Origin of the sequence: Streptomyces sp. NBC_01335, assembly GCF_035953295.1 — a bacterium.
Taxonomy (GTDB): domain Bacteria; phylum Actinomycetota; class Actinomycetes; order Streptomycetales; family Streptomycetaceae; genus Streptomyces.
This window is the reverse complement of the sequence record NZ_CP108370.1, coordinates 4,086,613-4,111,564: the sequence shown is the minus strand read 5'-3', so window position 1 is coordinate 4,111,564 and position 24,952 is coordinate 4,086,613. Positions and strand designations below refer to the sequence as shown.

22 protein-coding genes and 1 pseudogene are annotated in these 24,952 nt (G+C 72.8%); 14 read left to right on the top strand and 9 right to left on the bottom strand.

Going from position 1 to position 24,952, the window contains the following annotated elements; translation table 11 throughout:
• Nucleotides 1-54 precede the first annotated feature (54 nt).
• On the bottom strand, nucleotides 55-582 hold the full coding sequence (locus tag OG599_RS17630) for a BlaI/MecI/CopY family transcriptional regulator (protein WP_327176927.1): 528 nt from the start codon (nucleotides 580-582) through the stop codon (nucleotides 55-57).
• A 190-nt stretch (nucleotides 583-772) separates the two neighbouring features.
• Here OG599_RS17630 and OG599_RS17625 point away from each other — a divergent pair, with 190 nt between their 5' ends.
• The 3 genes from OG599_RS17625 (at nucleotide 773) to lysA (ending at nucleotide 3,587) form a co-directional block, all read left to right on the top strand.
• Nucleotides 773-1,228 carry a tellurite resistance TerB family protein gene (locus OG599_RS17625; RefSeq protein ID WP_327176926.1) on the top strand — a complete coding sequence of 152 codons (456 nt, stop codon included), beginning with the start codon at nucleotides 773-775 and terminating at the stop codon, nucleotides 1,226-1,228.
• A gap of 343 nt (nucleotides 1,229-1,571) precedes the next feature.
• Nucleotides 1,572-2,090, top strand: coding sequence for an SAV_915 family protein (locus tag OG599_RS17620; protein WP_442809446.1), 519 nt, complete (start codon nucleotides 1,572-1,574; stop codon nucleotides 2,088-2,090).
• 12 nt (nucleotides 2,091-2,102) lie between these two features.
• Nucleotides 2,103-3,587 carry a diaminopimelate decarboxylase gene (gene lysA, locus OG599_RS17615; RefSeq protein ID WP_327176925.1) on the top strand — a complete coding sequence of 495 codons (1,485 nt, stop codon included), beginning with the start codon at nucleotides 2,103-2,105 and terminating at the stop codon, nucleotides 3,585-3,587.
• 62 nt (nucleotides 3,588-3,649) lie between these two features.
• Here the strand turns inward: lysA and OG599_RS17610 are convergent, their stop codons facing one another.
• The gene (locus tag OG599_RS17610; protein WP_327176924.1) at nucleotides 3,650-4,723 is read right to left on the bottom strand and encodes a PucR family transcriptional regulator; all 1,074 of its coding nucleotides are present in this window, start codon (nucleotides 4,721-4,723) and stop codon (nucleotides 3,650-3,652) included.
• A gap of 362 nt (nucleotides 4,724-5,085) precedes the next feature.
• Between OG599_RS17610 and OG599_RS17605 the strand changes: the two genes are divergently transcribed.
• Together OG599_RS17605 and OG599_RS17600 are read left to right on the top strand one after the other, a co-directional pair.
• The gene (locus OG599_RS17605; RefSeq protein ID WP_327176923.1) at nucleotides 5,086-7,107 is read left to right on the top strand and encodes an NAD-binding protein; all 2,022 of its coding nucleotides are present in this window, start codon (nucleotides 5,086-5,088) and stop codon (nucleotides 7,105-7,107) included.
• Nucleotides 7,108-7,293: 186 nt separating this feature from the next.
• Nucleotides 7,294-8,121: an alpha/beta fold hydrolase gene (locus OG599_RS17600; protein ID WP_327176922.1), complete on the top strand. Its 828-nt coding sequence runs from the start codon at nucleotides 7,294-7,296 to the stop codon at nucleotides 8,119-8,121.
• Between the two features lie 59 nt (nucleotides 8,122-8,180).
• Here the strand turns inward: OG599_RS17600 and trpS are convergent, their stop codons facing one another.
• A complete protein-coding gene (gene trpS / locus OG599_RS17595; RefSeq protein ID WP_327176921.1) occupies nucleotides 8,181-9,296 on the bottom strand; it encodes a tryptophan--tRNA ligase in 1,116 nt (371 codons plus the stop codon).
• Between the two features lie 313 nt (nucleotides 9,297-9,609).
• On the opposite strand from trpS, the gene OG599_RS17590 reads away from it, so the two are divergent.
• On the top strand, nucleotides 9,610-10,356 hold the full coding sequence (locus tag OG599_RS17590) for a class I SAM-dependent methyltransferase (RefSeq protein ID WP_327176920.1): 747 nt from the start codon (nucleotides 9,610-9,612) through the stop codon (nucleotides 10,354-10,356).
• Nucleotides 10,357-10,414: 58 nt separating this feature from the next.
• On the opposite strand, the gene OG599_RS17585 is transcribed toward OG599_RS17590, so the two are convergent.
• Entirely contained in the window at nucleotides 10,415-10,543 is a 129-nt protein-coding gene (locus OG599_RS17585; RefSeq protein WP_327176919.1) for a DUF6126 family protein, read from the bottom strand.
• Between the two features lie 286 nt (nucleotides 10,544-10,829).
• Between OG599_RS17585 and OG599_RS17580 the strand changes: the two genes are divergently transcribed.
• The 3 genes from OG599_RS17580 (at nucleotide 10,830) to OG599_RS17570 (ending at nucleotide 13,151) form a co-directional block, all read left to right on the top strand.
• Nucleotides 10,830-11,921, top strand: a complete 1,092-nt coding sequence (locus OG599_RS17580; RefSeq protein ID WP_327176918.1) for an LLM class flavin-dependent oxidoreductase — start codon at nucleotides 10,830-10,832, stop codon at nucleotides 11,919-11,921.
• A gap of 5 nt (nucleotides 11,922-11,926) precedes the next feature.
• Nucleotides 11,927-12,610 (top strand): FMN reductase, encoded by a 684-nt coding sequence (locus OG599_RS17575; protein WP_327176917.1) that lies wholly within the window; start codon nucleotides 11,927-11,929, stop codon nucleotides 12,608-12,610.
• A gap of 118 nt (nucleotides 12,611-12,728) precedes the next feature.
• Nucleotides 12,729-13,151: a universal stress protein gene (locus OG599_RS17570; protein WP_327176916.1), complete on the top strand. Its 423-nt coding sequence runs from the start codon at nucleotides 12,729-12,731 to the stop codon at nucleotides 13,149-13,151.
• Nucleotides 13,152-13,246: 95 nt separating this feature from the next.
• On the opposite strand, the gene OG599_RS17565 is transcribed toward OG599_RS17570, so the two are convergent.
• From OG599_RS17565 to OG599_RS17555, 3 genes and pseudogenes are all read right to left on the bottom strand, one after another.
• Nucleotides 13,247-14,116, bottom strand: coding sequence for an ABC transporter permease (locus OG599_RS17565; RefSeq protein WP_327176915.1), 870 nt, complete (start codon nucleotides 14,114-14,116; stop codon nucleotides 13,247-13,249).
• Nucleotides 14,113-15,084: an ATP-binding cassette domain-containing protein gene (locus tag OG599_RS17560; protein WP_327176914.1), complete on the bottom strand. Its 972-nt coding sequence runs from the start codon at nucleotides 15,082-15,084 to the stop codon at nucleotides 14,113-14,115. Before OG599_RS17560 ends, OG599_RS17565 begins: the two co-directional genes overlap by 4 nt.
• Before the next feature lie 112 nt (nucleotides 15,085-15,196).
• Nucleotides 15,197-15,604, bottom strand: a pseudogene (locus tag OG599_RS17555) (hypothetical protein); the annotation flags it as partial.
• A 120-nt stretch (nucleotides 15,605-15,724) separates the two neighbouring features.
• Here OG599_RS17555 and OG599_RS17550 point away from each other — a divergent pair.
• The 3 genes from OG599_RS17550 (at nucleotide 15,725) to OG599_RS17540 (ending at nucleotide 19,751) form a co-directional block, all read left to right on the top strand.
• On the top strand, nucleotides 15,725-16,588 hold the full coding sequence (locus tag OG599_RS17550) for a hypothetical protein (RefSeq protein ID WP_327176913.1): 864 nt from the start codon (nucleotides 15,725-15,727) through the stop codon (nucleotides 16,586-16,588).
• A gap of 110 nt (nucleotides 16,589-16,698) precedes the next feature.
• Nucleotides 16,699-17,682, top strand: a complete 984-nt coding sequence (locus OG599_RS17545) for an NADP-dependent oxidoreductase (RefSeq protein ID WP_327176912.1) — start codon at nucleotides 16,699-16,701, stop codon at nucleotides 17,680-17,682.
• A gap of 113 nt (nucleotides 17,683-17,795) precedes the next feature.
• A complete protein-coding gene (locus tag OG599_RS17540; RefSeq protein ID WP_327176911.1) occupies nucleotides 17,796-19,751 on the top strand; it encodes an FUSC family protein in 1,956 nt (651 codons plus the stop codon).
• 111 nt (nucleotides 19,752-19,862) lie between these two features.
• Here OG599_RS17540 and OG599_RS17535 read toward each other — a convergent pair whose 3' ends face one another.
• Complete coding sequence (locus OG599_RS17535) at nucleotides 19,863-20,276, bottom strand: RNA-binding S4 domain-containing protein (protein WP_327176910.1); 414 nt, start codon at nucleotides 20,274-20,276, stop codon at nucleotides 19,863-19,865.
• A 332-nt stretch (nucleotides 20,277-20,608) separates the two neighbouring features.
• Between OG599_RS17535 and OG599_RS17530 the strand changes: the two genes are divergently transcribed.
• Both OG599_RS17530 and metG read left to right on the top strand, forming a co-directional pair.
• Nucleotides 20,609-22,231: a VWA domain-containing protein gene (locus OG599_RS17530; protein ID WP_327176909.1), complete on the top strand. Its 1,623-nt coding sequence runs from the start codon at nucleotides 20,609-20,611 to the stop codon at nucleotides 22,229-22,231.
• Between the two features lie 115 nt (nucleotides 22,232-22,346).
• Complete coding sequence (metG, locus tag OG599_RS17525) at nucleotides 22,347-23,954, top strand: methionine--tRNA ligase (RefSeq protein WP_327176908.1); 1,608 nt, start codon at nucleotides 22,347-22,349, stop codon at nucleotides 23,952-23,954.
• Between the two features lie 82 nt (nucleotides 23,955-24,036).
• On the opposite strand, the gene OG599_RS17520 is transcribed toward metG, so the two are convergent.
• Nucleotides 24,037-24,858, bottom strand: a complete 822-nt coding sequence (locus tag OG599_RS17520) for a L,D-transpeptidase family protein (protein ID WP_442809687.1) — start codon at nucleotides 24,856-24,858, stop codon at nucleotides 24,037-24,039.
• Nucleotides 24,859-24,952 lie beyond the last annotated feature (94 nt).

Below are 24,952 nucleotides of genomic sequence, written 5' to 3'. Positions count from 1 at the left end.
CGCTCCCCCAACGCCCCTGTCGTCGTCATCGCTCCCCCAACGCCCCTGTCGTCGTCATCGGTTCCCCGACGCACGGCCGGGGGCATCCGGCGGACCCGAGGGTTCGGAGGGCTCAGCGGGTTCGCTCGCCCCGGGCGCATCCGGACCGGTCCGGGACAGCAGGGCCCGCAGGCGTTCCTCGTCGCCGGGGCTGAGCGCGGAGACGAAGCGGGCGAGGACGGCCTCACGGTCCCGTTCGCCGTCGAGCACCCGGCGCATCCGCAGGGCGGCGAGGCCGGCCTCGTCGGCGGCGTTCGTCCAGGTGTAGGAACGGCCCGCACGGGTGCGGGTGACCGCGTTCTTCGCGTGGAGGCGGGAGAGGATCGTGATGACGGTCGTCAGGGCGAGGCCGCCGTCGAGGCGCTCCCGCACCCAGCTCGCGGTCACCGGCCCTCCGCCCGCGCGCACCGCCGCGAGCACCTGCGCCTCGAGCTCGCCCTGCCCCCGCTTGCGCGGGCGCCCGCCGGCGCCGAGGGACGCGTCGGCCGCCGGGGACGCAGGGGCCCCTTGTGGAACGTCTTCGTGCCGTCCCGCGTTTCCCATGCGGTGTCCGCCCTTCGCGCAAGCTCTCGCAGTCACGGCTGGGCGGCCCCGGGCACTGCTCAGCGATCGCCGCATCCTACTGAGCCGCCATTCCGTGGCAAAGCCTGCCGGGTCGAGCATCGAGTTCTACACGTCTGTAGAGTTCCACTCGGTTCAGCCAACGCACCGCAAAGCAACGTATGGAGACGTCATGGCCCTTTGGGATCGGATCAAGGAATCCGCCTCGACGATGCAGACGCAGCTGGAGGCGAAGAAGAACGACCTGAAGAGCGGGGCGTTCCGCGACGCGAGCATGGCGATGTGCGCCCTGGTCTCGGCGGCCGACGGCTCCATCGACCCGTCGGAGCGGCAGCGCGTCGCCCAGCTGATCATGAGCAACGACGTGCTCCAGAACTTCCCCGCGGAAGACCTCCAGCGCCGCTTCAACGCGTACGTGGACAAGCTCACCGCCGACTTCGCCTTCGGCAAGGTCACCGTGCTCCAGGAGATCGCCAAGGCGAAGAAGAAGCCGGCCGAGGCGCGTGCGGTCATCCAGATCGGCATCGTCATCGGTGGCGCCGACGGCGACTTCGACAAGTCGGAGCAGGCCGTGGTCCGGGAGGCGTGCTTCGCCCTCGACCTGCCGCCGCACGAGTTCGACCTCTGAGCTCGGCTCTGATTCCAAGCCCCGCACCGCACTTTCGAGGCGCCCCGGACCTGACGGCCGGGGCGTCTCGCGTTTCCGGGCGGACCGCGCCCCGAGGGGGTGGCCCGCCCCGTGGGCAGAGCGACCGACCCCCGTGGACAGGGTGACCGACCCCCGTGGAAGGAGCGGCCCGCCCCGTGCCCGCCCGCCCCCGCGTCAGGAGCGCGTCAACGTGACCCGGGTCCGGCGTCAAGTACCCGTCAGGGCCGAGGCGGCGGCCGCGCCGCCCCCGGCCTGCGGACTTAGCGTCGAGGACGAACCCGCCGGGTCGCGTCCGCGACCCGTGCCGACGTCTGGAGGCACCATGGAAAGCGCGCTGCCGGATCCCGACCCCCTCGAACCCGTCCCGGCCGGACCCCCGCTCGCAAACGTCCCGGCCGGGCCCTTGTTCGTACCGGTCCGCCCGGGTTTTGCCCACTGTCCGTCGAGCGTCCGGGCACGGTTCTTCCGTACGCCGCTCGGCGCGCGCACCGCCGTCGCCTTCACCTCGGAGAGCCGCCTCGTCGCCACCCTGGGCGCGGGTCAGCAGTGGGTACGCCTCTGCGAACCGGCCCTCCGTGACCTCGCCGCCCCTCTCGGCGTCCGCACCCTGACCGTCGACCCGCTGCTCTCCGCGCCGCGCGCCGCCGACCCGCACCCCTCGGTGCCCCACACCGCCGCGCACGCGGCCCCCACCGCAACCACCACGCCCGCCATGCCTGTCGCTGCTGTCGCTGCCGTCTCGCACGCGACCCCCGCCGCTCCCGTCGCCCGCGCGACGGACCCGGCTCCTCCCGCGCCGGCCGTCCCCGACGCCCCCGCGCTCGTCCGCCACGGACGCTGAAGGGAGCGCACCATGACCACCACCCCCCTCGCCCCCGTCCCCACCCCCGCACCGGCCGGGTCCCCAAGCCCCGCCGGCGCCCCCTCCCCGGCCTGGTCCCCCGACCCGGCCGGGGAGGCCCCCGACTCCGCCACCGCCACCGCCTCCACCTCGGCCACCGCCCTCACGCCGTGCACCTCCCCGGCCCGGCAGACGTACCCGAAGGACGTGTGGCCCGCCTCGACGCGCCCCGGGCCGCGCGGCGACATGGCGGTGGGCGGGGTCTCCCTGGCCGAGGCCGCCGAACGGTTCGGCACCCCGCTGTACGTGCTCGACGAGGGAGAGGTCCGCGACCGCTGCCGGACCTACCGCGCCGCGTTCCCGCCCGAGGAGGCGGACGTGGTCTACGCGGCGAAGGCCTTCCTGAGCCGGGCCGTCGTCCGGTGGGTGCGGGAGGAGGGGCTCGGGCTCGACGTCTGCTCGGCCGGTGAACTCCTCCTCGCGATCAGCGCGGGCTTCCCCGCCGACCGGATCGTGCTGCACGGCAACGCCAAGAGCCCGGAGGACCTGAGCACCGCCGTGCGGCTCGGCGTCGGCCGGATCGTGCTCGACTCGACCTCCGAGATCGCCCGCCTCGCCGCCCTGGTGCCGCACGGCACCCGCCAACCCGTCATGATCCGCGTGGTGCCCGGGATCTCGGCCGGCGGGCACGCGGCGGTCCGTACCGGCACCGAGGACCAGAAGTTCGGTCTCTCCCTCATGGACGGCTCGGCGCAGCACGCCATCGACCGGGTTCTCGGCCAACCGGGACTCGAACTCGTGGGCCTGCACTGCCACATCGGCTCGCAGATCACCTCGATCACGCCGTACGTCTCCGCGCTCCGCCGGATGGTGGGGCTCCTCGCCCGGACCCGGGACAAGCACGGAGTCGTGCTGCCCGAGCTGGACATGGGGGGCGGGCACGGCATCGCGTACCGGGCGGGCGAACCGGCACTCGACATCCCCACGCTCGCCGCGCGCATCCGTGCCGAACTCACCGCCGGGTGCGCGCGGGCCATGCTGCCGGTGCCCCGGCTGACCGTCGAACCCGGGCGGGCGGTCATCGGCCCCGCGGGCGTGGCCGTGTACCGGGTGCTCTCCGTCAAGCGGACCGGCACCCGTACCTTCGTGGCCGTCGACGGCGGCATGAGCGACAACCCGCGCCCGGCGCTGTACGGCGTGCGGTACGCGCCCCGCATGGTCGGCCGGGCCTCCAGCGCGCCCGGACGGATGGTGACCGTGGTGGGCCGGCACTGCGAGGCTGGGGACGTCCTGGCCGACGCGGTGGAACTCCCCGAGGACGTGCACCCGGGCGATCTGCTGGCCGTCCCGGCGGCGGGGGCGTACCACCTGTCGATGGCCTCCGGCTACAACCTCGTGGGCCGGCCGCCGGTGGTCGCCGTGACGGGCGGCACCGCGCGGCTGCTCGTACGCCGCGAATCCCTCGAAGACCTCCGGCGGAGGGACGTCGGAGCCTGAGGACGGCCGCGTACGCGAACAGGCCGGGGCACGAGGGTGTCCCGGCCTTCGCGTGCGCGGGGTCAGATCTCCTTCGCGGGCCAGTCCAGCAGCCGGGCGCCGATGACCGCCGTCTGCAGGGTGTAGCGGTGCACCGGGTCGGCGAGGTCGGAGCCGGTCAGCTGGTGGATGCGCTCCAACCGGTACGTCAGCGCCCGCACGCTCAGCGACAGCCGCCGGGCCGTCTCCGCCGCCACGCACCCCGAGTCGAAGTACGCCGTGAGGGTCCGCAGCAGCGGTTCGGCGCCGCCCCGGGCCCTCTGGAGCGGGCCCAGCCGGCTGCGCACCAGGTCCACCATGGCCTGCCGGTCCCGGGTCAGCACGGGGTAGACCAGCAGATCGGCCGCGTGCAGCACCGGTTCGTCGAGCCCCAGCCGACCGGCGAGCTCATGGGCTTCGAGCGCCTCGTCGTACGACTGGACGACACCGCCCGGCCCGTGGTGGGGGCGGCCGATGGCGGCCTGCCCGCCGCCGGTCGCCGCATGGGACTGCTGGGCGAAGTAGAGCAGCACGTCCGACCGGCTGCCCGGCGCGATGCAGATCAGGCGGCCGTCCTTCGTCGTCAGCAGGATCTCGCGCCCCCCGAACCGGGCCAGCATCGCCGCCTCCACGCTGCGCAGCACCGCGTCCGTCTCGGTGTACGCCTCCGGGCCCACGGCCACCGCGACCGCGTGCGCCCGCGACAGATGCAGCCCGAAGCGGCTGGAGCGCTCCGCGAGACGGCCGAGGTCGCTGCGCCCGTAGAGCAGGTCGTCGATGAACTCGCGGCGGGCCGCCTCCTCGCGGCGCACCGTCATCCGCTGCGCCCCCTCGAAGCCTTCGGTGAAGGCGTCCACGGCCTGCTCCACCGCGTGGAGGACGGCGTCCACCGAACCGGCGCCGCCCCGGGCCGCCGTACACGGCCAGTGCGCGCGGGTCTGCGCGAGATGGAGGGTGATCAGTCCGCGCAGCCGGAGCCCGGATTCCGCGGCCTCCCTGCCGAGCTCACGGCGCTCCTCCAGCTCCTTGTGCGTCAGCCGTCTCCCCGTCCCGGCCACTTCCTCCAGGACGTGGACGTAGTTTCCCAGTGCCTCGACGGGTATGCGCGATTCCGCCATCACCCTTCCCCTCCCCATGTTTCCCGTACGTATATGTAGCGCACAACCGTCCGTGCCACGGCCCGGCAACCCCCTCGCCCCAGGACTGCCGGAATCCGGCAGTGCGCGAAGTCCCTTCCGGATGACACGATCCGTGCAGCACCGCACGGGGGAACGACCGTCTAAGACGGCGCGCTGACGGTGTGTTGACGGGGGAATGACGGGGGGCACGGGGGAATCGGGGGAACGACCCGGCGGCGGGTCCCGGAGACGGGGCCCGTACCGGGTTCCCCGCCCCGGCCACACCCCCTCCTCCGCCGCCCCGGCCCTGAGTTCGGCACACGGATCGCCCTTGTCCCGTACCGACCCGACAGGAGCAAGGCATGCTGGGTTTCGTGTCCCCTCTCCCCCAGCAGCCGCAGCGCCCCCAACGCCCGCCGGTCTCCGGCCACATGGTCGTCTGCGGTGACGACGCGCTCGCCCGACGGCTCGCCGTGGAGCTTCGTTACGTCTACGGGGAACGCGTCACCCTGATCCTCCCGCCCGGCCCGGACGCCGCGCAGCCGGACCTCCCGCTGAACCAGCGGGCCCGCGCCTCCGCCCTGTTCGGCCGGATGTCCGCGGCGATGAGCCGCACCGGCACCGGCACCGCACCCCTGGACGGCGTCGGGTCCGGCGACAGCGACACCAACGCCGGGGTGGAACCCGTCGTCATCATGGAGTCGGCGGAACCCTCCGACGACGTCCTGGAGGAGGCCGGCGTCGACCGGGCCGCCGCCCTCGCCCTCGTCTACGAGGACGACGAGCGCAACATCCGGGCCGCGCTCACCGCCCGCCGCCTCAACCCCCGGCTGCGCCTGGTGATCCGCCTCTACAACCGCAAGCTCGGCGTCCATCTGGAGACCCTCCTCGACCAGGCGGCGGCCTTCGCCGTGCCCGGCCTCGACCCGGCCGCACTGGACGCCAGCACCACCGTCCTCTCCGACGCCGACACCGTCGCCCCGGCCCTGGCCGCCACCGCGCTGACCGGCAGCAGCAAGGTCGTCGAGGCGGAGGGGCTGCTGCTGCGCGCGGCCGAACGCACCCCGCCCGGCCCCGGCGAGCGGGCGGACCCGGGACTCTGTACCCTCGCGCTCCTCTCCTCCACCACCGTCGACCCGGCCGGTACCGAAGGCTCCGACAGCAGCGGCGACGACGGACCGCGGCTGCTGCCCGACGAACGCTCCGTGGCGGCGGCGACCGGGCGCGGCACCATCGTCCTGGAGACCGTCAGCCGGTCGGTCCCGGACCGGCCCGCGACCCGGATGGGCGGCAGGGGCGCCCCGCTGGGCCAGGTGTTCTCGCGGCGGTTGCGCTGGTCGGCCCTGGGCGTCGCGGCGGCCGTGGTCGCCCTGGCGGTGGCCTCGGTCCGCACGACCGGCGACAGCGCCCCGCACTCGGTCTACCTGACCCTGCTCGACCTCTTCGCCATGGGGGACCCGGCGGACGACACCGCGCCCTCCGCCCGCAAGATCATCCAGCTGCTCTCGGGGGTGGCCGGACTCCTGCTGCTGCCGCTGCTGATCGCGGCGGTCCTGGAGGCCTTCGGTACCCTGCGCACCGCCTCCTCGCTGCGCCGCCCGCCGCGCGGCCTCTCCGGCCATGTGGTCCTGCTCGGCCTGGGCAAGATCGGTACGCGGGTCCTCGTACGCCTCCGCGAGCTCGGCATCCCCGTGGTCGTCGTCGAGGAGGACCCGAACGCCCGGGGCATCCCGCTGGCCCGCTCCCTGCACGTGCCGACCGTCATCGGAGACGTCACCCAGGAAGGCGTCCTGGAGGCGGCGAAGATCGGCCGGGCCCGCGCGCTGCTCGCCCTGACCAGCATCGACACCACCAACCTCGAAGCGACGCTCTACGCCCGGTCGATCAAGCCCGACCTGCGGGTGGCTCTCCGGCTCTACGACGACGACTTCGCGACCGTCGTCTACCGCACCCTGCGCACCGCCCACCCGGGGGCCACCACCCGCTCCCGGTCGGTGACCCATCTGGCCGCCCCCTCCTTCGCCGTGGCGATGATGGGCCGGCAGATCCTCGGCGCCGTCCCGGTCGAGCGGAAGGTGATGCTCTTCGCCGCCCTGGTGGTGGGCGGCCACCCGCAGCTGGAGGGCCACACCGTCGCGCAGGCGTTCCGGGCCGGCGCCTGGCGGGTGCTGGCCCTGGACACCACCCCGCCCGACGACCGCGTACCCGATTCCGCCGCCGAACCTCCCTACGGCGCCGGGGGCAGGCAGCGCATCTCGGGGCTGATCTGGGACCTGCCGCCCGGATACGTACTCAAGGCCGAGGACCGGGTGGTGATCGCCGCGACCCGGCGCGGGCTCGCCGAGCTGCTGCGCAGGCAGCGCGCCGCCTCAGGGCGACGCTGAGGCAGCGGTGGATGCGGGTCCGGAGCGTTTCACGTGAAACGCTCCGGACCCGCATGGCGCTCCACGCCGGAGACCCGCCCACCCTCACCCGTTCGGCCCAGGAACGCTCCCCCGCGACATTTCCGTCGTGCGGTAATGGGCCGTGTTGTCCCCCGCACGGCAGGACCGCAGGGAAGGGAGAAGCACATGCCCGTCTGCACCACGCGCGACGGAGTCGACATCTTCTACAAGGACTGGGGGCGGGGACGGCCCGTGGTCTTCATCCACGGGTGGCCCCTCAACGGCGACGCCTGGCAGGACCAGCTCAAGGCCGTCGCGGACGCCGGCTACCGAGGCATCGCGCACGACCGCCGGGGCCACGGCCGTTCCAGCCCGGTGTGGGACGGCTACGACTTCGACACCTTCGCCGACGACCTCAACGACCTGATCACCCAGCTCGACCTGCAGGACGTCACCCTGGTCGCGCACTCCATGGGGGGCGGCGAGCTGGCCCGGTACATCGGCCGGCACGGCACCGGGCGGATCAGGTCCGCCGTCCTGCTCTCCGCGATCACCCCGCTGATGCTCCAGGGTCCGGACAACCCGGAGGGCGTTCCGCAGAGCGTCTTCGACGACATCAAGAAGGGCATCCTGACGGAACGTTCGCAGTTCTGGAAGGACACCGCGGTCGGCTTCCACTCCGCCGACCGCGAGGGCAACAAGGTCACCCAGGGCAACAAGGACGCGTTCTGGTACATGGCCATGGCCGAGACCATCGAGGGCGGGGTCGCCTGCGTCGACGCCTTCGCCTCCACGGACTTCCACGAGGACCTGAAGAAGTTCGACGTCCCCACCCTCGTCGTCCACGGTGACGACGACCAGGTCGTCCCGATCGACGCCACCGGCCGCAAGACGGCGAAACTGGTGAAGGACGCCACGCTGAAGGTCTACGAGGGCGGCTCGCACGGCATCGCGCTGGTGCCGGGCGACAAGGAGAAGTTCAACAAGGATCTGCTGGACTTCCTCAAGAAGTGAGCGTGACGTGACCGGTGCCGGGCGCCGGGCCCCCGACGGACCGCCCGGCACCGGGTCCCCTATCGCAGCGTCCCCATGGCCTCCCGGACCTCGTCCAGGGTGCGTTCGGCGATCTCGTTCGCGCGCGCGTTCCCGGCGCGCAGCACGGAGCGTACGTACCCCAGGTCCCGCGCGTACTCCGCGCGACGGGCCCGGACGGGCGCCAGCCGGGTGTTGACGGCCTCCGTCACGGTCCGCTTGAGCAGGGCCGCCCCGCCGTCGCCGATCGCCTCGGCGACCTCGTACGGGTCGCGGTCCTGGCAGAGCGCGGCGAGCAGCACGAGGTTGGAGACCGCGGGCCGGTGCTCGGGGTCGTAGGAGATGCGCCGGTCGGCGTCGGTCTTCGCGCCCTTGACCAGCCGGGCGGTCTCGTCGGCGGTCGCGCCGAGGGCGATGGCGTTGCCACGGCTCTTGCTCATCTTGCCGCCGTCGGTGCCGAGCAGCAGCGGGGCGGCGGAGAGCAGCGCCTCGGGCTGCGGGAAGACCGGTGCGTAGCGCTCGTTGAAGCGGCGGGCGACGGTCCGGGTGAGTTCCAGGTGCGGCAGCTGGTCCTGGCCCACCGGGACGAGGTTGCCCTTGCAGAAGAGGATGTCGGCGGCCTGGTGGACCGGGTAGGTGTACATCAGACCGCTGACGGCCGCCTGGCGGGAGTGGGCGATCTCGTCCTTGACGGTGGGGTTGCGGCCCAGTTCGGCCACCGAGACCAGGCTGAGGAAGGGCAGCAACAACTGGTTCAGGGCGGGTACCGCGCTGTGGTTGAAGATCGTCGAACGCGACGGGTCGATGCCGATGGCGAGGTAGTCGAGGAGCAGACCCTCCATCGTCCCGGCGAGCCGGTCGACCACGTCCCGGTCGGTGAGCGCCTGGTAGTCGGGGATCAGCACGAAGACCTCCACGCCCAGGTCCTGGAGCCGGACCCGGTTGTGGAGGGTGCCGAAGTAGTGCCCGAGGTGGAGGGGGCCGGTCGGCCGGTCCCCGGTCATCACCCGGAAGCGGCCCGGCGCAGCGGCGAGCTCCCGCTCCAGCTCGGCACTGCGCCTGCGGGCAGCGGCGACGGTGGACACGGCGAGCGGGGACGCGGCGGCGAGCGGGTCGGCGCCCGGGGCGGAGGCGGTGAGCGGCGGAATCGTGGTCATGGGATCTCTCCTCGCGAGGTGTGGCTGCGTGGAGGACGGCCCCGCCGTGGAGCTGATCCGTGTCCGTCTCCCCGTCGCGCGCGTCTCGGGCGCCGTACGGGGGAGGGGGAAGGGCCGTCCGTGTCGAACGGCCCTGGTTCCGTGCGGAAGGGGTGCCGCTCCTAGGAGGAGCGCCACCAGTTCCGGCACGGTACGGAGGTCATGGAGCGAGTCTAACGCGCACCCGTCCGCCGGCCCCGGGGATCGGGGGCGCCCGCCCGCTCCCGGAAAAACCAGTGGCGGCGCGGGGAACAGCCCCTCCAACAATGGCCGTATGAAAAGGACTTCGCAGGCCCGATCGTTCGACCTCGCCGCCGCCGCGTACGCCGCGAACCGCCCCTCCTACCCGCCGACGCTGCTGGACGCGGTGGAGGAGCTCGGCGGCCGTCCGATCGGGGGCGCCGCCGTCGCCGACGTCGGGGCCGGTACGGGACTGGCGACGGCGCTGCTGCTCGACCGCGGCGCACAGGTCATCGCGGTCGAACCCGGCGCCGGGATGGCCGCGGAGTTCCGCCGTCGGCTGCCCGGGGTCCCGCTGGTGCTCGGGGACGGTGACCGGCTGCCCCTGGCCGGCGCTTCCCTCGACTTCCTCACCTACGCCCAGTCCTGGCACTGGACCGATCCGCGCGCCTCCGTCCCGGAAGCGTTGCGCGTGCTCCGCCCCGGAGGTGCTCTCGCGCTCTGGTGGAACGACTCGGACGCCGCCGCACCCTGGATCGCCGCCCAGGACGCCCGTCTGCGCCGGCTCTTCGGCGCCGCGGACCGCCCTCACGACCCCCGGGCCCGGTTCCGCGGGCTGCCGGCCGGGCTCGACTTCGTCCAACGGCAGCTCGCCTGGTCCCGGCGCGTTCCCCTCGACACGCATCTGGCCAACCTCGCCAGCTACTCCGACTTCCTGGTCCTCGGCGCGGAGGGGACGGCCGCCTTCCTCGCCGAGGAGCGCGGCCTGCTGTCCGCCGCCTTCCCGGACGGGACCGTCGAGGAGCGGTACGTGGTCAGCCTGGCCGTCGCCCGCCGCTGACGCGCGAGCCCCCCCCCCCCCCCCCCCCCCCCCCCCCACGGCCTGACGGGGCCGGGCCCTACTTGTGGGCGTGGTCCCCCACGTAGAAGAGCAGGTAGACGAAGCCCGCGAAGGCGTGGGTGGCGAAGACGTAGACGAAGACGCGCAGCGCGACGCCGCGCTCCTTCCAGTTCTCGCTCTCGCTCACGGCCGCTCTCCCTCGTCCCGCACGCGCGCGGACCGCGCGCCGGCAGCTCCGGCGAGCTCCGGCCAGAGCTGCGTTTCCCCCAGAGTACGCACCGGCCGCCGCCCGCGCGGAGGGCCCGAAGGCCCCTGCGGACCGCTCTCACCACCCCCGCGTCCCCCTCGTTCCCTCACGGGCAACAGGTGGTGCGCGGGCGGAATAGCCAGTGAGGGGTCCCCGTTGTAGGGTGGGACCAGTTAGTTCAAGCTTCAACAACATTGAAGCGGCCACAGCACAGGAGGCGGACGTCATGCAGTTCGGGATCTTCACCGTCGGGGACGTCACCACCGACCCGACGACCGGCCGGACGCCGTCCGAGAACGAGCGGATCAAGGCCACCCTCGCCATCGCGCAGAAGGCCGAAGAGGTCGGTCTGGACGTCTTCGCGACCGGCGAGCACCACAACCCGCCGTTCGTCCCGTCGTCGCCGACCACGACGCTCGCCTACATCGCCGCCCGCACCGAGAAGCTCATCCTCTCGACCTCCACCACGCTGATCACGACGAACGACCCGGTGAAGATCGCCGAGGACTACGCCACGCTCCAGCACCTCGCGGACGGCCGTGTCGACCTGATGATGGGCCGCGGCAACACCGGCCCGGTGTACCCGTGGTTCGGCAAGGACATCCGTCAGGGCGTTCCGCTCGCCATCGAGAACTACGCCCTGCTGCACAAGCTGTGGCGCGAGGACGTCGTGGACTGGGAGGGGAAGTTCCGGACGCCGCTGCAGTCCTTCACCGCCACCCCGCGCCCGCTCGACGGCGTGCCGCCGTTCGTCTGGCACGGCTCGATCCGCTCCCCCGAGATCGCCGAGCAGGCCGCGTACTACGGCGACGGCTTCTTCCACAACAACATCTTCTGGCCGATGTCCCACACCAAGAAGATGGTGGAGCTGTACCGGCAGCGGTACGCCCACTACGGCCACGGCACCGCCGACCAGGCCATCGTCGGACTGGGCGGCCAGGTGTTCATGGCCAAGAACTCGCAGGACGCCGTCAAGCAGTTCCGCCCGTACTTCGACAACGCCCCGGTCTACGGCCACGGCCCGACGCTGGAGGACTTCACCCGCGAGACGCCGCTGACCGTCGGCTCCCCGCAGGAGGTCATCGAGCGCACCCTGTCGTTCCGTGACGCCGTCGGCGACTACCAGCGCCAGCTGTTCCTGATGGACCACGCCGGGCTCCCGCTCAAGACGGTTCTGGAGCAGCTCGACATCCTCGGCGAGGAGGTCGTCCCGGTGCTCCGCAAGGAGTTCGCGGCCCTGCGCCCCGCCGGGGTCCCGGAATCCGCTCCCGTCCACCCGGCCGTCACCGCCGCCCGCAACGCCTCGAAGGAGGTCTGACCGTCATGACAGCGCCCATGGGCACCACCGGACTCTCCACCGCCCCGCTCAGGATCGTCGCCGTGTCGGCCGGGCTGAGCCAGCCGTCCTCGACCCGGATGCTGGCCGACCGGCTGGCGGCGGCCACCCGGGAGCAGCTGGAGACCGGACAGGACCGCCGGGTCGAGGTCCGCGCGATCGATCTGCGCGACCTGGCCGTCGACATCGCGAAGAACCTGATCACCGGGTTCCCGTCGGCCGATCTGCAGGGCGCCGTCGACGCGGTGGCCGAGGCGGACGGACTGATCGCGGTGACCCCGGTCTTCAGCGCCTCGTACAGCGGCCTGTTCAAGTCCTTCTTCGACCTGATCGAGAACACCGCGCTGACCGGGAAGCCGGTCGTGATCGCCGCGACCGGCGGCTCGGCCCGGCACTCGCTGGTCCTGGAGCACGCCATGCGCCCGCTCTTCGCGTACCTGCGGGCCGTGACCGTACCGACGTCCGTGTACGCGGCGTCGGAGGACTGGGGCTCGTCCGGCGACGAGTACACCGACGGCCTGCCGTCCCGCATCCGGCGGGCCGGCGGCGAGCTGGCCTCGGCGGTCCTGGGACGCACGGTCTCCGGCGCCTCCCGGACGCTGGGCCTGGACGACGGGCTCGACGCGATCGTGCCGTTCGCCCAGCAGCTCGCCGACCTGCGGCTCGACTGACCGGCACCCTCGCCGTACGGACACGCACGGCGGTCCACCCGACCCCGATGCCCGGAATGTCCGGTCTGCTTAGAGTGGACCGGACATCGGGTCGAGCGGGACCGAGCGGAGGCAGAACATGGGCAGGATCGTCGTAGGCGTGGACGGCTCGGCGTCGTCGATCAAGGCACTGCACTGGGCGGTGCGCCAGGGCGACCTCACCGGCGACACCGTCGAAGCCGTCAACAGCTGGGAGTACCCGGCCACCAGCTGGGCGTCGATGATGCCGGGCATGCCGGAGGACTTCGACCCGCAGGCCCTGGCGACGATCTCCCTCACCGAGGCTCTGGAAGAGGCCCTCGGCGCGGAGCGCGCGGCGGGGATCAGCAAGGTCGTGGTGATCGGCAACCCGGCGCAGAACCTCATCGACCGCGCCGAGGGAGCGAATCTGCTGGTGGTCGGCGCGCGGGGGTACAGCGGCTTCAAGGCGACCCTGCTGGGATCGGTCAGCCTCCACGTCACCCAGAACGCCCCCTGCCCGGTGACGGTCGTACGCGACTGAGCGACCGGCCCGACGGCGGTGGGACGGCCCCCTCCGATCCCTGCGGGGACCGCGAGGAGCCGCCCCCACCGCCGTCGGCGCGTTTCCGCCCCCGCTCACTTCCGGTTGTACAGCCGCATCGTGACCGGGCCGAACACCGTCACCAGCAGCGCCGACCACCCCAGCGACCAGAGGACGGCCGCCGCCGGCCAGTCGCCCGCCATCAGCTCCCGTACGGCCGTCGCCACGTGGGTCACCGGGTTGTTGTTCACGAAGGCCTGGAGCCAGCCCGGCATCGTGCTCGGATCGACGAACACGTTGCTGAGGAAGGTCAGCGGGAAGATCACCATCATGCTGACGCCCATCACCGACTTCTCGGTGCGCAGCAGCAGCCCGAACATCGTCCACACCCACGAGAAGGCGAAGGCGAACACCAGCACCAGCGCGACCCCCGCCAGCACGCCGAGCGCGCCGCCGTCCGGCCGGTAGCCGATGATCACGCCGACCGTGAGCATCACCGCCGAGGCCAGCAGATAGCGCAGCACGTCGCCCAGCAGGTAGCCGACCATCGGCGCGGGACGCCAGATCGGCAGGGTGCGGAACCGGTCGAAGACGCCCTTGACGATGTCGGTGTTGACCGAGACCCCGGTGTACATCGTGATCATCACGACGCTCATCACCAGGATGCCCGGCAGCAGGAACTGGATGTACGCCCCGGTGGATCCGGCGAGCGCCCCGCCGAAGAGGTACGTGTACATCAGCACGAGCATGATCGGGAACGCGGTCACGTCGAAGAGCTGCTCCGGCACGTGCTTGATCTTCAGGACCGCGCGCCACCCGAAGGTGAGGGAGACGGAGAGCGCACCCGGGCGGGGCGGCCGCTCGCCGGAGACCAGCAGGGCCGCGAGGCGCTCCGCGTCCGGTACGGAGAACGCGTCGGCCCCGGTGCCCGGCTCGGTGGTCGTCGGAGTCGTGGTGGCCGTCATGCCGCCGTTCCCTTCCGGTCCGTGAGGGCGAGGAAGACCTCGTCGAGGCTGGGCTGACCCAGCGCGAAGTTGTCCACGGTGATACCCGCCCGGGCCAGCTCCGCCAGGGCCCGCGCGGCCCGCTCGGCCGCTCCCCGCTCGGAGCCCGAGCCGTCGACCCGGGCAGTCAGCGCCACCGGGTCGGGGTCCGGCTGCACCACCGCGTCGAGCGTGCGGACCAGCACCCGTTCGGCCTCGGGCCGCTGCGCGGCGTCCCGCAGCCGCAGGTGGACCGTCCCCGAGCCCACCGATGCCTTCAGCTCCCCCTTGGTGCCCTCGGCGATCACCCGGCCGTGGTCGATCACCGCGATGCGGGACGCCAGCCGGTCGGCCTCGTCCAGGTACTGCGTCGTCAGCATCACGGTGGTGCCCTGGGCGACGACCGCCCGGACGATGTCCCACACCTGGTTGCGGCTGCGCGGGTCGAGACCGGTGGTCGGTTCGTCGAGGAAGAGCAGGCGCGGGGTGTTCAGAATGGACGCGGCGATGTCGATCCGGCGCCGCATCCCGCCCGAGTAGTTCTTGACCTGCTTCCCGGCGGCCGGGCCGAGCCCGAAGCCTTCGAGCAGTTGCGCGGCGCGCGAGCGGGCGGCGGACCGGGAGTGGCCGAGCAGCCGGGCGAGGAGCACCAGGTTCTCCGTACCGGTGAGGTCCTCGTCGACCGAGGCGTACTGCCCGGTGAGGCTGACCAGACCGCGTACCGCGTCGGCCTCCCGCACCACGTCGTGGCCGAAGACGCGCGCGCTGCCGCCGTCCGGTCGCAGCAGGGTCGCCAGCATCCGGACGGCGGTGGTCTTCCCGGCGCCGTTGGGGCCGAGGATTCCGTAGACGGTTCCGGTGGGGACGGCCAGATCGATGCCGTCCACGGCCCGGTTCTCACCGAAGACCTTCACCAGTCCGGTCGTCTCGACGGCCGGTTCGGCGCTCACCCGCACCTCCCCCGGGCAGCGGTCGGTCGGTGATCCGGTGGGCGGTCCTGTCCGTCGCCCGGTAGATCGTCCCGCCGGTGGTCCGGTCGGTGGTCCGTTCCTCGGGCCAGTCCTCCCGCGAGTAGAAGAAGTAGTACGTGGCGAGCGCCACCGGGATGCCGACCGCCAGGCCGAGGATGGCCGAGCGCAGCACGCTGGTGTCGGTCAGACTCACCAGGAACCCGATCGCGCACGCCGTCAGCGCCCCGTAGGCCGCCGCCCGCGCCTCGCGCGGGATCGCGTACTCGAACCGGGCCAGCGCGTAGCAGAGCACGGCGAACGCCACACCGGCGGCGAAGCCCAGTGCCACCTGACCGCCCGTGCTCGGGCCGCCGTCCCGCCGGATGAACGCCGCGTAGAAGCCGTAGATGACGCCGAGGATCAGGGGCACCGCCCACACCATCGCGGTGTGACGGTGGACCGGAGTCCTGGCCTGCGATACCCGGGACCTCGACCCGGGCATGGCTGCGTGTGTGGCCATGGTGGAGAGCTCCTTCCGTCGCCCCCTTTTCACTCCAGCGCACACCCGGCCGCGCCGCCCGGCAACTCGAATGGACGACGGCTCGGGGCGCGACCACGCCCGCCGGGATTCCCTGAGGAGATGCGGACCTCTCTCTCGGTGACCCTGTCGGCCGTGCTGCTCGTCGTACTCGCCGTCCTGGTGCCGCTGAGCGCGCTCTCCGCCTGGGTCGACCTGGAGGTCGACGACACCGACCGGTACGTGGCCGCCGTCTCTCCGCTCTCCTCCGACCCCGCCGTGCGCGAGACCGTCGCCGACCTCATCACCGACGAGGCGATGCGGCGGATCGACCTCGGTGGGCTCCAGGAGACGATGCGGGACTTCCTGCACCAGGGCGTCCTGTCGTTCACGACGACGGACGCGTTCCGTGCCGCCTGGGACGCGGCGAACCGCACCGCCCACACCTCGATCACGGCCGCGCTCGACGGGGACTCCGGCGAGTCGGTGACCATCGACCTGGCCCCGGTGATCGAGCAGGTGAAGAAGGAGCTGGAGGTGAGCGGGGTGCCCTTCGCCGACCAGATCCCGGTCGAGCGCACCGAACTCACCATCCTCTCCGGGGACCGGGCCGACCATGTGCGCGAGACCTTCGGCCGGCTGCGGTACGCCAGCGTCTGGCCGGCCGTGGCGACCGTGGTCCTCCTCGTGCTGGTGGTGGGGCTGTCGACGGTCCGGGGCGGCCGGCGGGCCGGGCTCTTCGCCACCGCCGTCGTGGGCGGGGGGCTCGTCCTGGGCGCCGTCGTGCTGCGGGTGCTGCTCGCCGTCGGCCGCTCCCAGGTGCTGGACGCGGTGCCCACGAGCGACCGGGACGGCGCGGCGGCGATCTCCGACGCGCTGACCGCCTCGCTGCGCACCACGGTCTGGTGGCTCCTGGGGGTGGGCGCCGTCCTGCTGGTGGCCGGCCTCACCGCCCGGTACCTGCTGACCTCGCGCCGGTCGGGGTGACGCGGGGCGGTCCTGCGCGCGGGCCCGGCCGAGCCGCCTCCGACGTGCGGCGCGGAACGGGCCGGGCGAGAGTGGGAGCCTGAACGGTTGGGGCGACTGGAGGTTGCCGTATGCGAGCCATCGCCGTCACCGCGCTCCACGGGGAGCCCGCACTCGTCGAACTCCCCAAGCCCGACCCGGCACCGGGCGAGGTGCGGGTGCGGATCGCGTACGCGGCCCTCAACCCGTACGACTGGCAGCGCGCCGACGACCCGGCGGCCGGTACGGCACCCGGGGGCTTCCCGCACATCCTCGGCGTGGACTTCGCCGGGCAAGTGGACATGATCGGCCGGGGCCCCAGCCGGTTCCGGGTGGGTGACCCGGTGTTCGGCCGGGTCACCGCCCCGCTGCCCGGCGGGGGCGCCTACGCCGAGTACGTCTCGGTCCACCAGGACTCGCCGATCGCCCTGGTCCCCACCGGTCTGTCGCTGAAGGTCGCCGCCGCCCTGCCGACCGCCGCGACCGCCGCCTGCCAGATCCTGGCCGCCACCGGAGCCGGTGAGGGCGAGTCCCTGCTGATCGTCGGGGCGGCGGGCGGCGTCGGCAGCTACCTCACCCAGCTCGCCTCCGCCCGGGGCGTCCGGGTGCTGGCCGCCGTACGCGGCGACGAGAGCCGCAGGATGACCATCCTCGGGGCCGCCCGCACCCTCGACGTCTCCGCCGGGCCGGAAGCGCTCCCCGCCGCCGTGCGGGAGCTCTGCCCGCAGGGGGTGGACGCCCTCGCCGACCTCGTCTCCGAAACCCCGGACGCCTTCGCCGAGCACGCCGCCCTCGTCCGGGACGGCGGCATCGCGCTCACCACCCGGGGTGTCGGCGGCACCCGTGCCCCGCACACCGGCCCGCTCCCCGTCGACTTCCGGCTCGCGCCGACCGCGCTGCTGCTCGACGCCCTCGCGACGGCGGTGACCAGCGGGGCGTTCGTCGTCCCCGTCGACCTGGAACTGCCCCTGGAGAAGGCCCCCGAGGCGCTCGCGCAGAATCGTGCGGGCGGTGCCCGGGGCAAGACGGTCTTCGCCCTGAGGCCCTTCGGCACCGCCGGACACCACGCCCCGTGACCCGCGCCCCCGCTGCCGCCCCCGCCACGGCCCCGGCCGGTACACTCCGGCTCGCCCCGGCCCGCGCGGTCGCCGGATCCGCGCCCCGGGCAGACCCGCGAGGAGAGTGAACCGTGGCCACGGCAGACGCCGGAACCGGAAGGCGACGCGTGACCCCGCCGCCCTGGCTGGTCAACGGACTCCGCCCGCAGCCCACCCCGATCCCCTGGGCGGCCGTACTGCGCGCCTCCGTCGCCATGGCCGCACCGCTCGCCGTCGGCTTCGCCGCCGACCGCCCCGCGTACGGGGCGCTGGTCTCCATGGGGGCGCTCTCCGGTGTCATCGGCGACACCGCCGACGCCTACCGGATGCGCATCTACAACATCGCCGTCCCGCAGCTCTTCGGCGCCGTCGGCGTCACCCTGGGCTCGCTCGTGTACGGAACCGGCTGGGCCTCCGTGGGCGTGCTCACCGCCGTCGCGCTGATCTCCGGGATGATGTCCACGATCGGCGCCGTGGCCTCCGTCTCCGGCCTGCTGCTCCTGCTCAACTCCGTGGTCGGCGCGGGACTCCCGATGCCCGACCCCTGGTGGGTCGCCCCGGCGCTGCTCGCGTTCGGCGGGCTGGTGGTGCTGGCGCTCGCCCTGCTCTCGTGGCCGTTCCGCCGCCGACTCCCCGAACGCGCCGCGGTCGCCCGCACCTACCGCGCGGTCGCCGCCCTCCTCGACGCCGCCGGGACACCCGCGTACGAACTGCACCGCCAGGACGTCACCGAACGCCTCAACACCTCCTACGACCTGATCCTCGCCCGCCGGGCCCGCTACCACGGCCGCAGCCCCGCCATGGTGCGGACGCTCTCCCAGCTCAACGTGGTGATCCCGCTCGTCGAGGCGGCGCCCGCCGCACACGGGGAGGGACGCCGGCTCCCCGAGGCCGTCCCGGCGGCGGTACGCGCACTCGCCGACGACGTCGAACGCGGCCGCACCGGACGCCCCGCACCCGACCTGCCCCCGCCCGACTCACCCGCCACCCACGCCGTGGACACCGCGCTGCGCCACACGGCGACCGTCGTGCACCGCGGCGACCCCGATCCGTACAACGTCGACGACCGGCTCGGACGGCCCGCCGCCCTGCGCGTCCGTCTCCGGCGCTCCCTGCGGTCCGTGCTGCTCTCCGAGGCGTCCTGGCGCTACGGGCTGCGCCTCGCCCTCTGCATCGGACTGGCCCAGGCGCTCACCTCGCTGATCCCGGTGGAACGCTCGTACTGGGTGGCGCTCACCGTGACCTTCGTCCTCAAGCCGGACTACGGATCGGTGTTCTCCCGCGCCGTACTGCGGGCCGTGGGCACCACAGCCGGGCTGCTCGTCGCCGCCCCCGTGCTGGCCGAGGTGCCGTCCGGCTGGTGGTTCGTCCCGGCGATGGTGGTCCTCGCCGCGCTGATCCCGGCGCTGACGGCCAAGGGGTACGCCTTCCAGACCGCCGCCGTCACCCCGCCCATCCTGCTGCTCTCCGACCTCCTCAACCACCAGGGCGTGAACCTGGTCCAGCCGCGCTTCCTCGACAGCCTGCTCGGCTGCGCGATCGTGCTGGTGGCCGGCTATCTGCTCTGGCCGGAGAGCTGGCACACCCGCGTCGGCGACCGGCTCGCGGTCGCGGTGGAGGACACCGCCGACTACATCGCCTACGCCTTCGACTTCACCAGCGCCCACGACCGGGCCGAGCGGGTCCGCGCCCGCCGGAAGCTCTACCGCGACCTGTCGGCGGTGCGCTCCGAGTTCCAGCGCGCCCTGACCGAACCACCGCCCGTGGGCACCCGCGCGGCGGCCTGGTGGCCCCTGGTCGTCGCCGTCGAGCGGATCGTCGACGCGGCAACAGCCGCCCGGGTACGGCTGAATTACGGAGCACCACCGCCCGAGCCCGGCGAAGCCATCATGATCGAGGGCCAGTTGCGGGAGCTCGCGGCGGGAATCCGGTCCAGCGAGACCCTGGTGGGGGTACGGACCGACCTCACCGGCATCGAGGAGGGCATCCTCGGCGCGCTCAGCCAGGAAGTCGCGGCAGCCCGGGCCATCGCCTCGCCGCAGCCATGACGACGTTTCACGTGAAACACGGAGCGTGAGCGGCAGTTACGCACCGGCGCTTCCCCGCGCACGGCTCAGCCGCTCCTCTTCCGCGCAGACATGGATCAGCGCGGGCACCGCTCAACGCGGACCGGCCTCCCGGCCGCCCTGGAGCCGCTCCATCTCGCGCCGGTCGCGCTTGGTGGGACGGCCGGCGCCCCGGTCGCGGACCGGCACCTGGAGCGCCAGTTCACGCGGCGGCGGGGGCGGGCTGGTGTCGACGAAGCACTCCACCGCCACCGGGGCGCCGACGCGCTTCTTCACGATCTTCGACACGGTGACGATCCGGTCCCGGCCCTCGTGCCGCAGCCGCACCTCGTCGCCGACCCGCACGGACTGGGCGGGCTTGGCGCGTTCACCCGCGACCTTGACGTGTCCCGCCCGGCAGGCGGCAGCCGCCTGCGCCCGGGTCTTCGTCAACCGCACCGACCAGATCCACACATCGACCCGGACGCTGCCTGCCGCCTGCGGAGCTTCACCGGAAACCGAAACCATGGTCCGACTGTAACGGGGGAGCCGCTCGCGCGGAGACCGCTGCCGGGGCGGACCACCGGCACCCGGCGCGGGGACGGATCGTGTGCGCACCGTGACGAGGTACGTCCGTCCGGGTGTTGAGGAACAGGTACGCCAACCAGCGGCGAAGTCCGCCTGACCGCCGAACTCTTGGGTTGTCGCAAGGAAACGGTTGCGCGTCGGTTCACCCGCGTGCGGGCCGGACCGCCGAACGGCCTGATCCGGCCGCTAACCTTACGTATCCGTCCTGGCCAGGGATGATTTTCCACGGGTCGGACATTTCCCGCACCCAACTCACGCGAAAGGCCTCGCCCATGGGCATTCGGAGCTTGCTGCGCAAGGTGTTCGGCCGGGAGCAGGACGAGCCGACCACGGCCACCGTTCCTCCTCAGGGTGAGCGCGCCCGATCGACGGAGCCGGAATCGGACGCGGTCCCGGAGAGCGCCCCGGCCGCCGAGCCGAAGGTGACCGTTCCCGCCCCCGCCGCATCCCCCCTCTCCTCCGCCTCGCGCTCCTCCTCGGACGCGGGTACGGGCGGGTCGGACAGCGCGGACCGGTCGGACCAGGGCAACGCGGCCGCGCTGGTCGCCGCCGCCTTCGACCAGCCGTCCGCCGCCCCGCAGCCGACGGTGCCCGCCCAGAACACGGGCCCCAAGCCCGCGTCCGAAGCGAAGCCCGAGCCTGTCGCCGAGCCCGAGCCGGCTGTCGAGCCCGAGCCTGCTGTCGAGACTGAGCCGGCCGCCGAAGCGCAGCCTGCCGCCGAGTCCGAGCCGGTCTCCCTGCCCGAGCAGGCTGCCGCGCCGTCCGCCGAGGTGGACGAGCGGCCCGCGGCCCCGGAGGCCGCCGAGACCCCCGAGATCGCGGAGACCCCCGAGCCCGTAAAGGCCGGGGCCGAGGCCGAGGCCGCAAAGGCCGAGGAGCCGGCGGTCGTCGAGCCCGAGATCCTCGCTGCCGCCATCACCATCGACATGGACCCGGAGCCCGAGCCGGAGCCGGAGACCGACCCCGCCCCGGAGCCCGCACCGGCGCAGGCCGAGAACGCCGAACCGCAGGTCGAGGCCGTCGAGGCGGCGAACACCGAGGCCGAGCGGACCGAAGCCGTCGCGGAGACGGCCGAGGCCCCCGCGAAGGCCACCGAGGCGGCCCTCGACGCGATCATCATCGACTACGAGCCGGAGACGGCCCCCGAGGCGACGGCTCCCGAGGCAGCGTCCGCCCCCGAGGCCACGGCCGCCTCTCCCGCCGCCAAGCCCGCCACCTCACTCGCCCGGGTGAAGTCGCGCGCCCCCGGCCTGGTCGCCCCGTACAAGTCCGCGCAGGCCGCGCTCAAGGCGCAGGGGCTGACGGGCTTCCGGGCCTCCGTCTATCTGGTGCTCGACCGCTCGGGCTCGATGCGGCCGTTCTACAAGGACGGCAGCGCCCAGCACCTGGGCGACCGCACGCTGGCCCTCGCCGCGCACCTGGACGAGAACGCCACGGTCGACGTGGTCTTCTTCTCCACCGACATCGACGGCACGGCAACGGTCGGCCTCGAAGGCCACGAGGGCCGCATCGACCAGGTGAACGCCGGTCTGGGGCGCCTGGGGCGGACCCACTACCACCGGGCCGTCGAAGAGGTCGTCTCCCACTACGAGAAGTCCGGCGCCACCGGCCCGGCGCTGGTCGTCTTCCAGACGGACGGCCCGCCGGACGCCAAGGTCGCGGCCAAGCAGGCGCTGACCGACGCCGCCCGGCTGCCGCTCTACTTCCAGTTCGTCGCGTTCGGCGACCACGACGCCAAGGGCTTCGACTTCCTGCGGAAGCTGGACGCCGAGCACGCCGGGTTCTTCCACGCGGGCCCCGCACCCGCCGCGATCCCGGACGCCACGTTCTACCGGGAGATCCTCGCCGGTCTCCCCACCTGGATCACGGCCCGGTCCGGCGGCTCCGCCGGCTGATCCGCGTACGCGGGCGGACCATGCGATCCGCTCCACCGCACGTCACGGCGGGCCCGGTCACCGGGCCCGCCGTCCGCGTCCCAGGATCCTTCCGCGGACCGTTAGGATTTTGACCATGGCGGCCACTGGATCCGAGAAGCAGGGAGAGACGTCGTTCTACGTCTCCACCCCCATTTACTACGTCAACGACGCTCCTCACCTGGGCCACGCCTACACGACCGTCGCAGGCGACGTGCTCACGCGCTGGCACCGCCAGCGCGGCGAGAAGGTGTGGTACCTCACCGGCACGGACGAGCACGGTCAGAAGATCATGCGCACGGCCGATCAGCACGGCGTCACCCCGCAGGCCTGGTGCGACAAGCTCGTCGAAGAGGCGTGGAAGCCCCTCTGGGAGCACCTCAACATCGCGAACGACGACTTCATCCGCACCACGGAGAAGCGTCACACCGACCGGGTCCAGGAGTTCGTCCAGGACCTGTACGACAAGGACGAGATCTACAAGGGCGGGTACGAAGGCCCGTACTGCGTGGGCTGTGAGGAGTACAAGCTCCCCGGGGACCTCATCCAGGCCGAGGACGGCACTCCGCTGTGCCCGATCCACAAGAAGCCGGTGGAGATCCTCAAGGAGGAGAACTACTTCTTCAAGCTGAGCGAGTACGGCCCGAAGCTGCTGGAGTTCTACGAGGCCAACCCCGGCTTCATCCAGCCGGAGTCCGCCCGCAACGAGGTCGTCAACTTCGTCAAGCAGGGCCTCCAGGACCTCTCGATCTCCCGCTCGACCTTCGACTGGGGCGTCCCGGTGCCGTGGGACGAGAAGCACGTCATCTACGTGTGGGTCGACGCCCTGCTCAACTACGCGACGGCGGTCGGCTACGGCGCCAACCAGGAGAAGTTCGACGCGACCTTCCCCGCCAACGTCCACCTGGTCGGCAAGGACATCCTCCGCTTCCACGCGGTGATCTGGCCCGCGATGCTGATGGCCCAGGGCCTTCCGCTGCCGGGCAAGGTCGCGGCCAACGGCTGGCTGATGGTCGGCGGCGAGAAGATGTCGAAGTCGAACCTGACCGGCATCAAGCCGCAGGACCTGACCTCGCACTTCGGTGTGGACGCGTACCGCTGGTACTTCCTGCGCGCCATCGCCTTCGGCAGCGACGGATCCTTCTCGTGGGAGGACTTCACCGCCCGCTACACCTCCGAGCTCGCCAACGACTACGGCAACCTCGCCTCCCGCGTGGCCGCCATGATCGGCAAGTACTTCGGTGGCACGCTGCCGGAGGCGACCGCCGCCGGTGACGCCGAGCAGGCGGTCCAGGCCGGTCTGGCGAAGGCCGTCGCCACGGCCGACCTGAAGATCGGCGAGGAGCTCGACTTCCAGGCCGGCATCCTCGCGATCTTCGACTTCGTGAAGCAGGTCAACGGCTACATCACGGAGCAGGAGCCGTGGAAGGTCGCCAAGGACACCTCGCCCGAGGGCCAGGCCCGTCTCGCGACGATCCTGTACACGGCGTCCGAGGCGCTGCGCGGTGTCGCGGTGCTGCTGAACCCGGTGATGCCGGAGACCTCGCAGAAGCTGTGGGAGTCGCTCGGCGCCGAGCCCTCCCTGGGCGCCCTGGCCGACCAGCGCGTCCAGGACGCGGGCACCTGGGGCCGGCTGCCCGCCGGTGCCACGGTCACCAAGGGCGCGGTGCTCTTCCCGCGCCTTGAGGAGAAGCCGGCCGCGTAACGCGATCCGTACGTGAGAAGGGCGGGGCCCCCGTGGCCCCGCCCTTCTCCGTGCCCGCCCCGTTCGCGGGCGGGAGTTCTCGTCAACGGGCCAGCGACGCCTTGTCGCCCATCACGATGACCGGCTTCTTCGCCGGGTCGAGCGTGAGCAGCAGCTCCTTCATCCGCTCCTCCGAGACCGAGACGCAGCCCTGGGTCGGTCCGCCGTGGTCCACGTGGATCCAGATGCCGCCGCCCCGGTCCTCGCCGAGCGGGCGTTCGTGGTCGATCGGGCTGACGCCCTCGACGCGGTTGTAGTTGATGGCGACGACGTAGTCGAAGGAGCCCTCCAGTGGCTCGCCGAAGAACCCGTCGCCCTCCACCGCGAAGTACTCCTCCTCGTCGTAGGGGAGCAGGGCGCCCGGGTCGGGCAGCTTGCCGCCCGCGTCGGTGAGGCCGAACACGCCGACGGGTGACCTGAGGTCCCCGGTGTAGTGCTCGTCGGTCCACCCCTCCATGCCGTTGTGGGCGGCCCAGGGTTCGAAGGCGGGTGTCCAGCTCCGGTCCGGGGCGTCCCGGACGTAGAGGACGGCGGTGGACTCGTTGGAGTCCGCGCCCTTGCCGGTCACCACGAACGCCTGCCGGGCGTCGACCGGGATCTCGGCCCGGGTCTCCGGCCCCAGCCCCGGGATCTCCAGCGGCGGTACGGGCGGTGCGGGCGGGGCGGGAGCGGCGGGGGCACCCGAGGGCCCCCGGCCGCCCTCGTCGTCCGACCGGGTCCCGGCCACGCCCTTGGGCGGGGCCTCCGAGGAGGTGGGGGCCCCGCAGCCGGTGAGCACCGGAAACAGCACCAGCAGCAGTGCGAGGACCGGAGCGGCGAGCGGGTACGGGCGAGGAAGCGCCCTGGGGCGGGGGGCTTCCCCCAGGATGGTACGGGCGGGGGTGCGGAGGGAGACGGACACGGGGCGGGCTCCTGAGTGGTTCTGACTGACTGCCTCTCAGAAGCCACTCTTCGCCGCG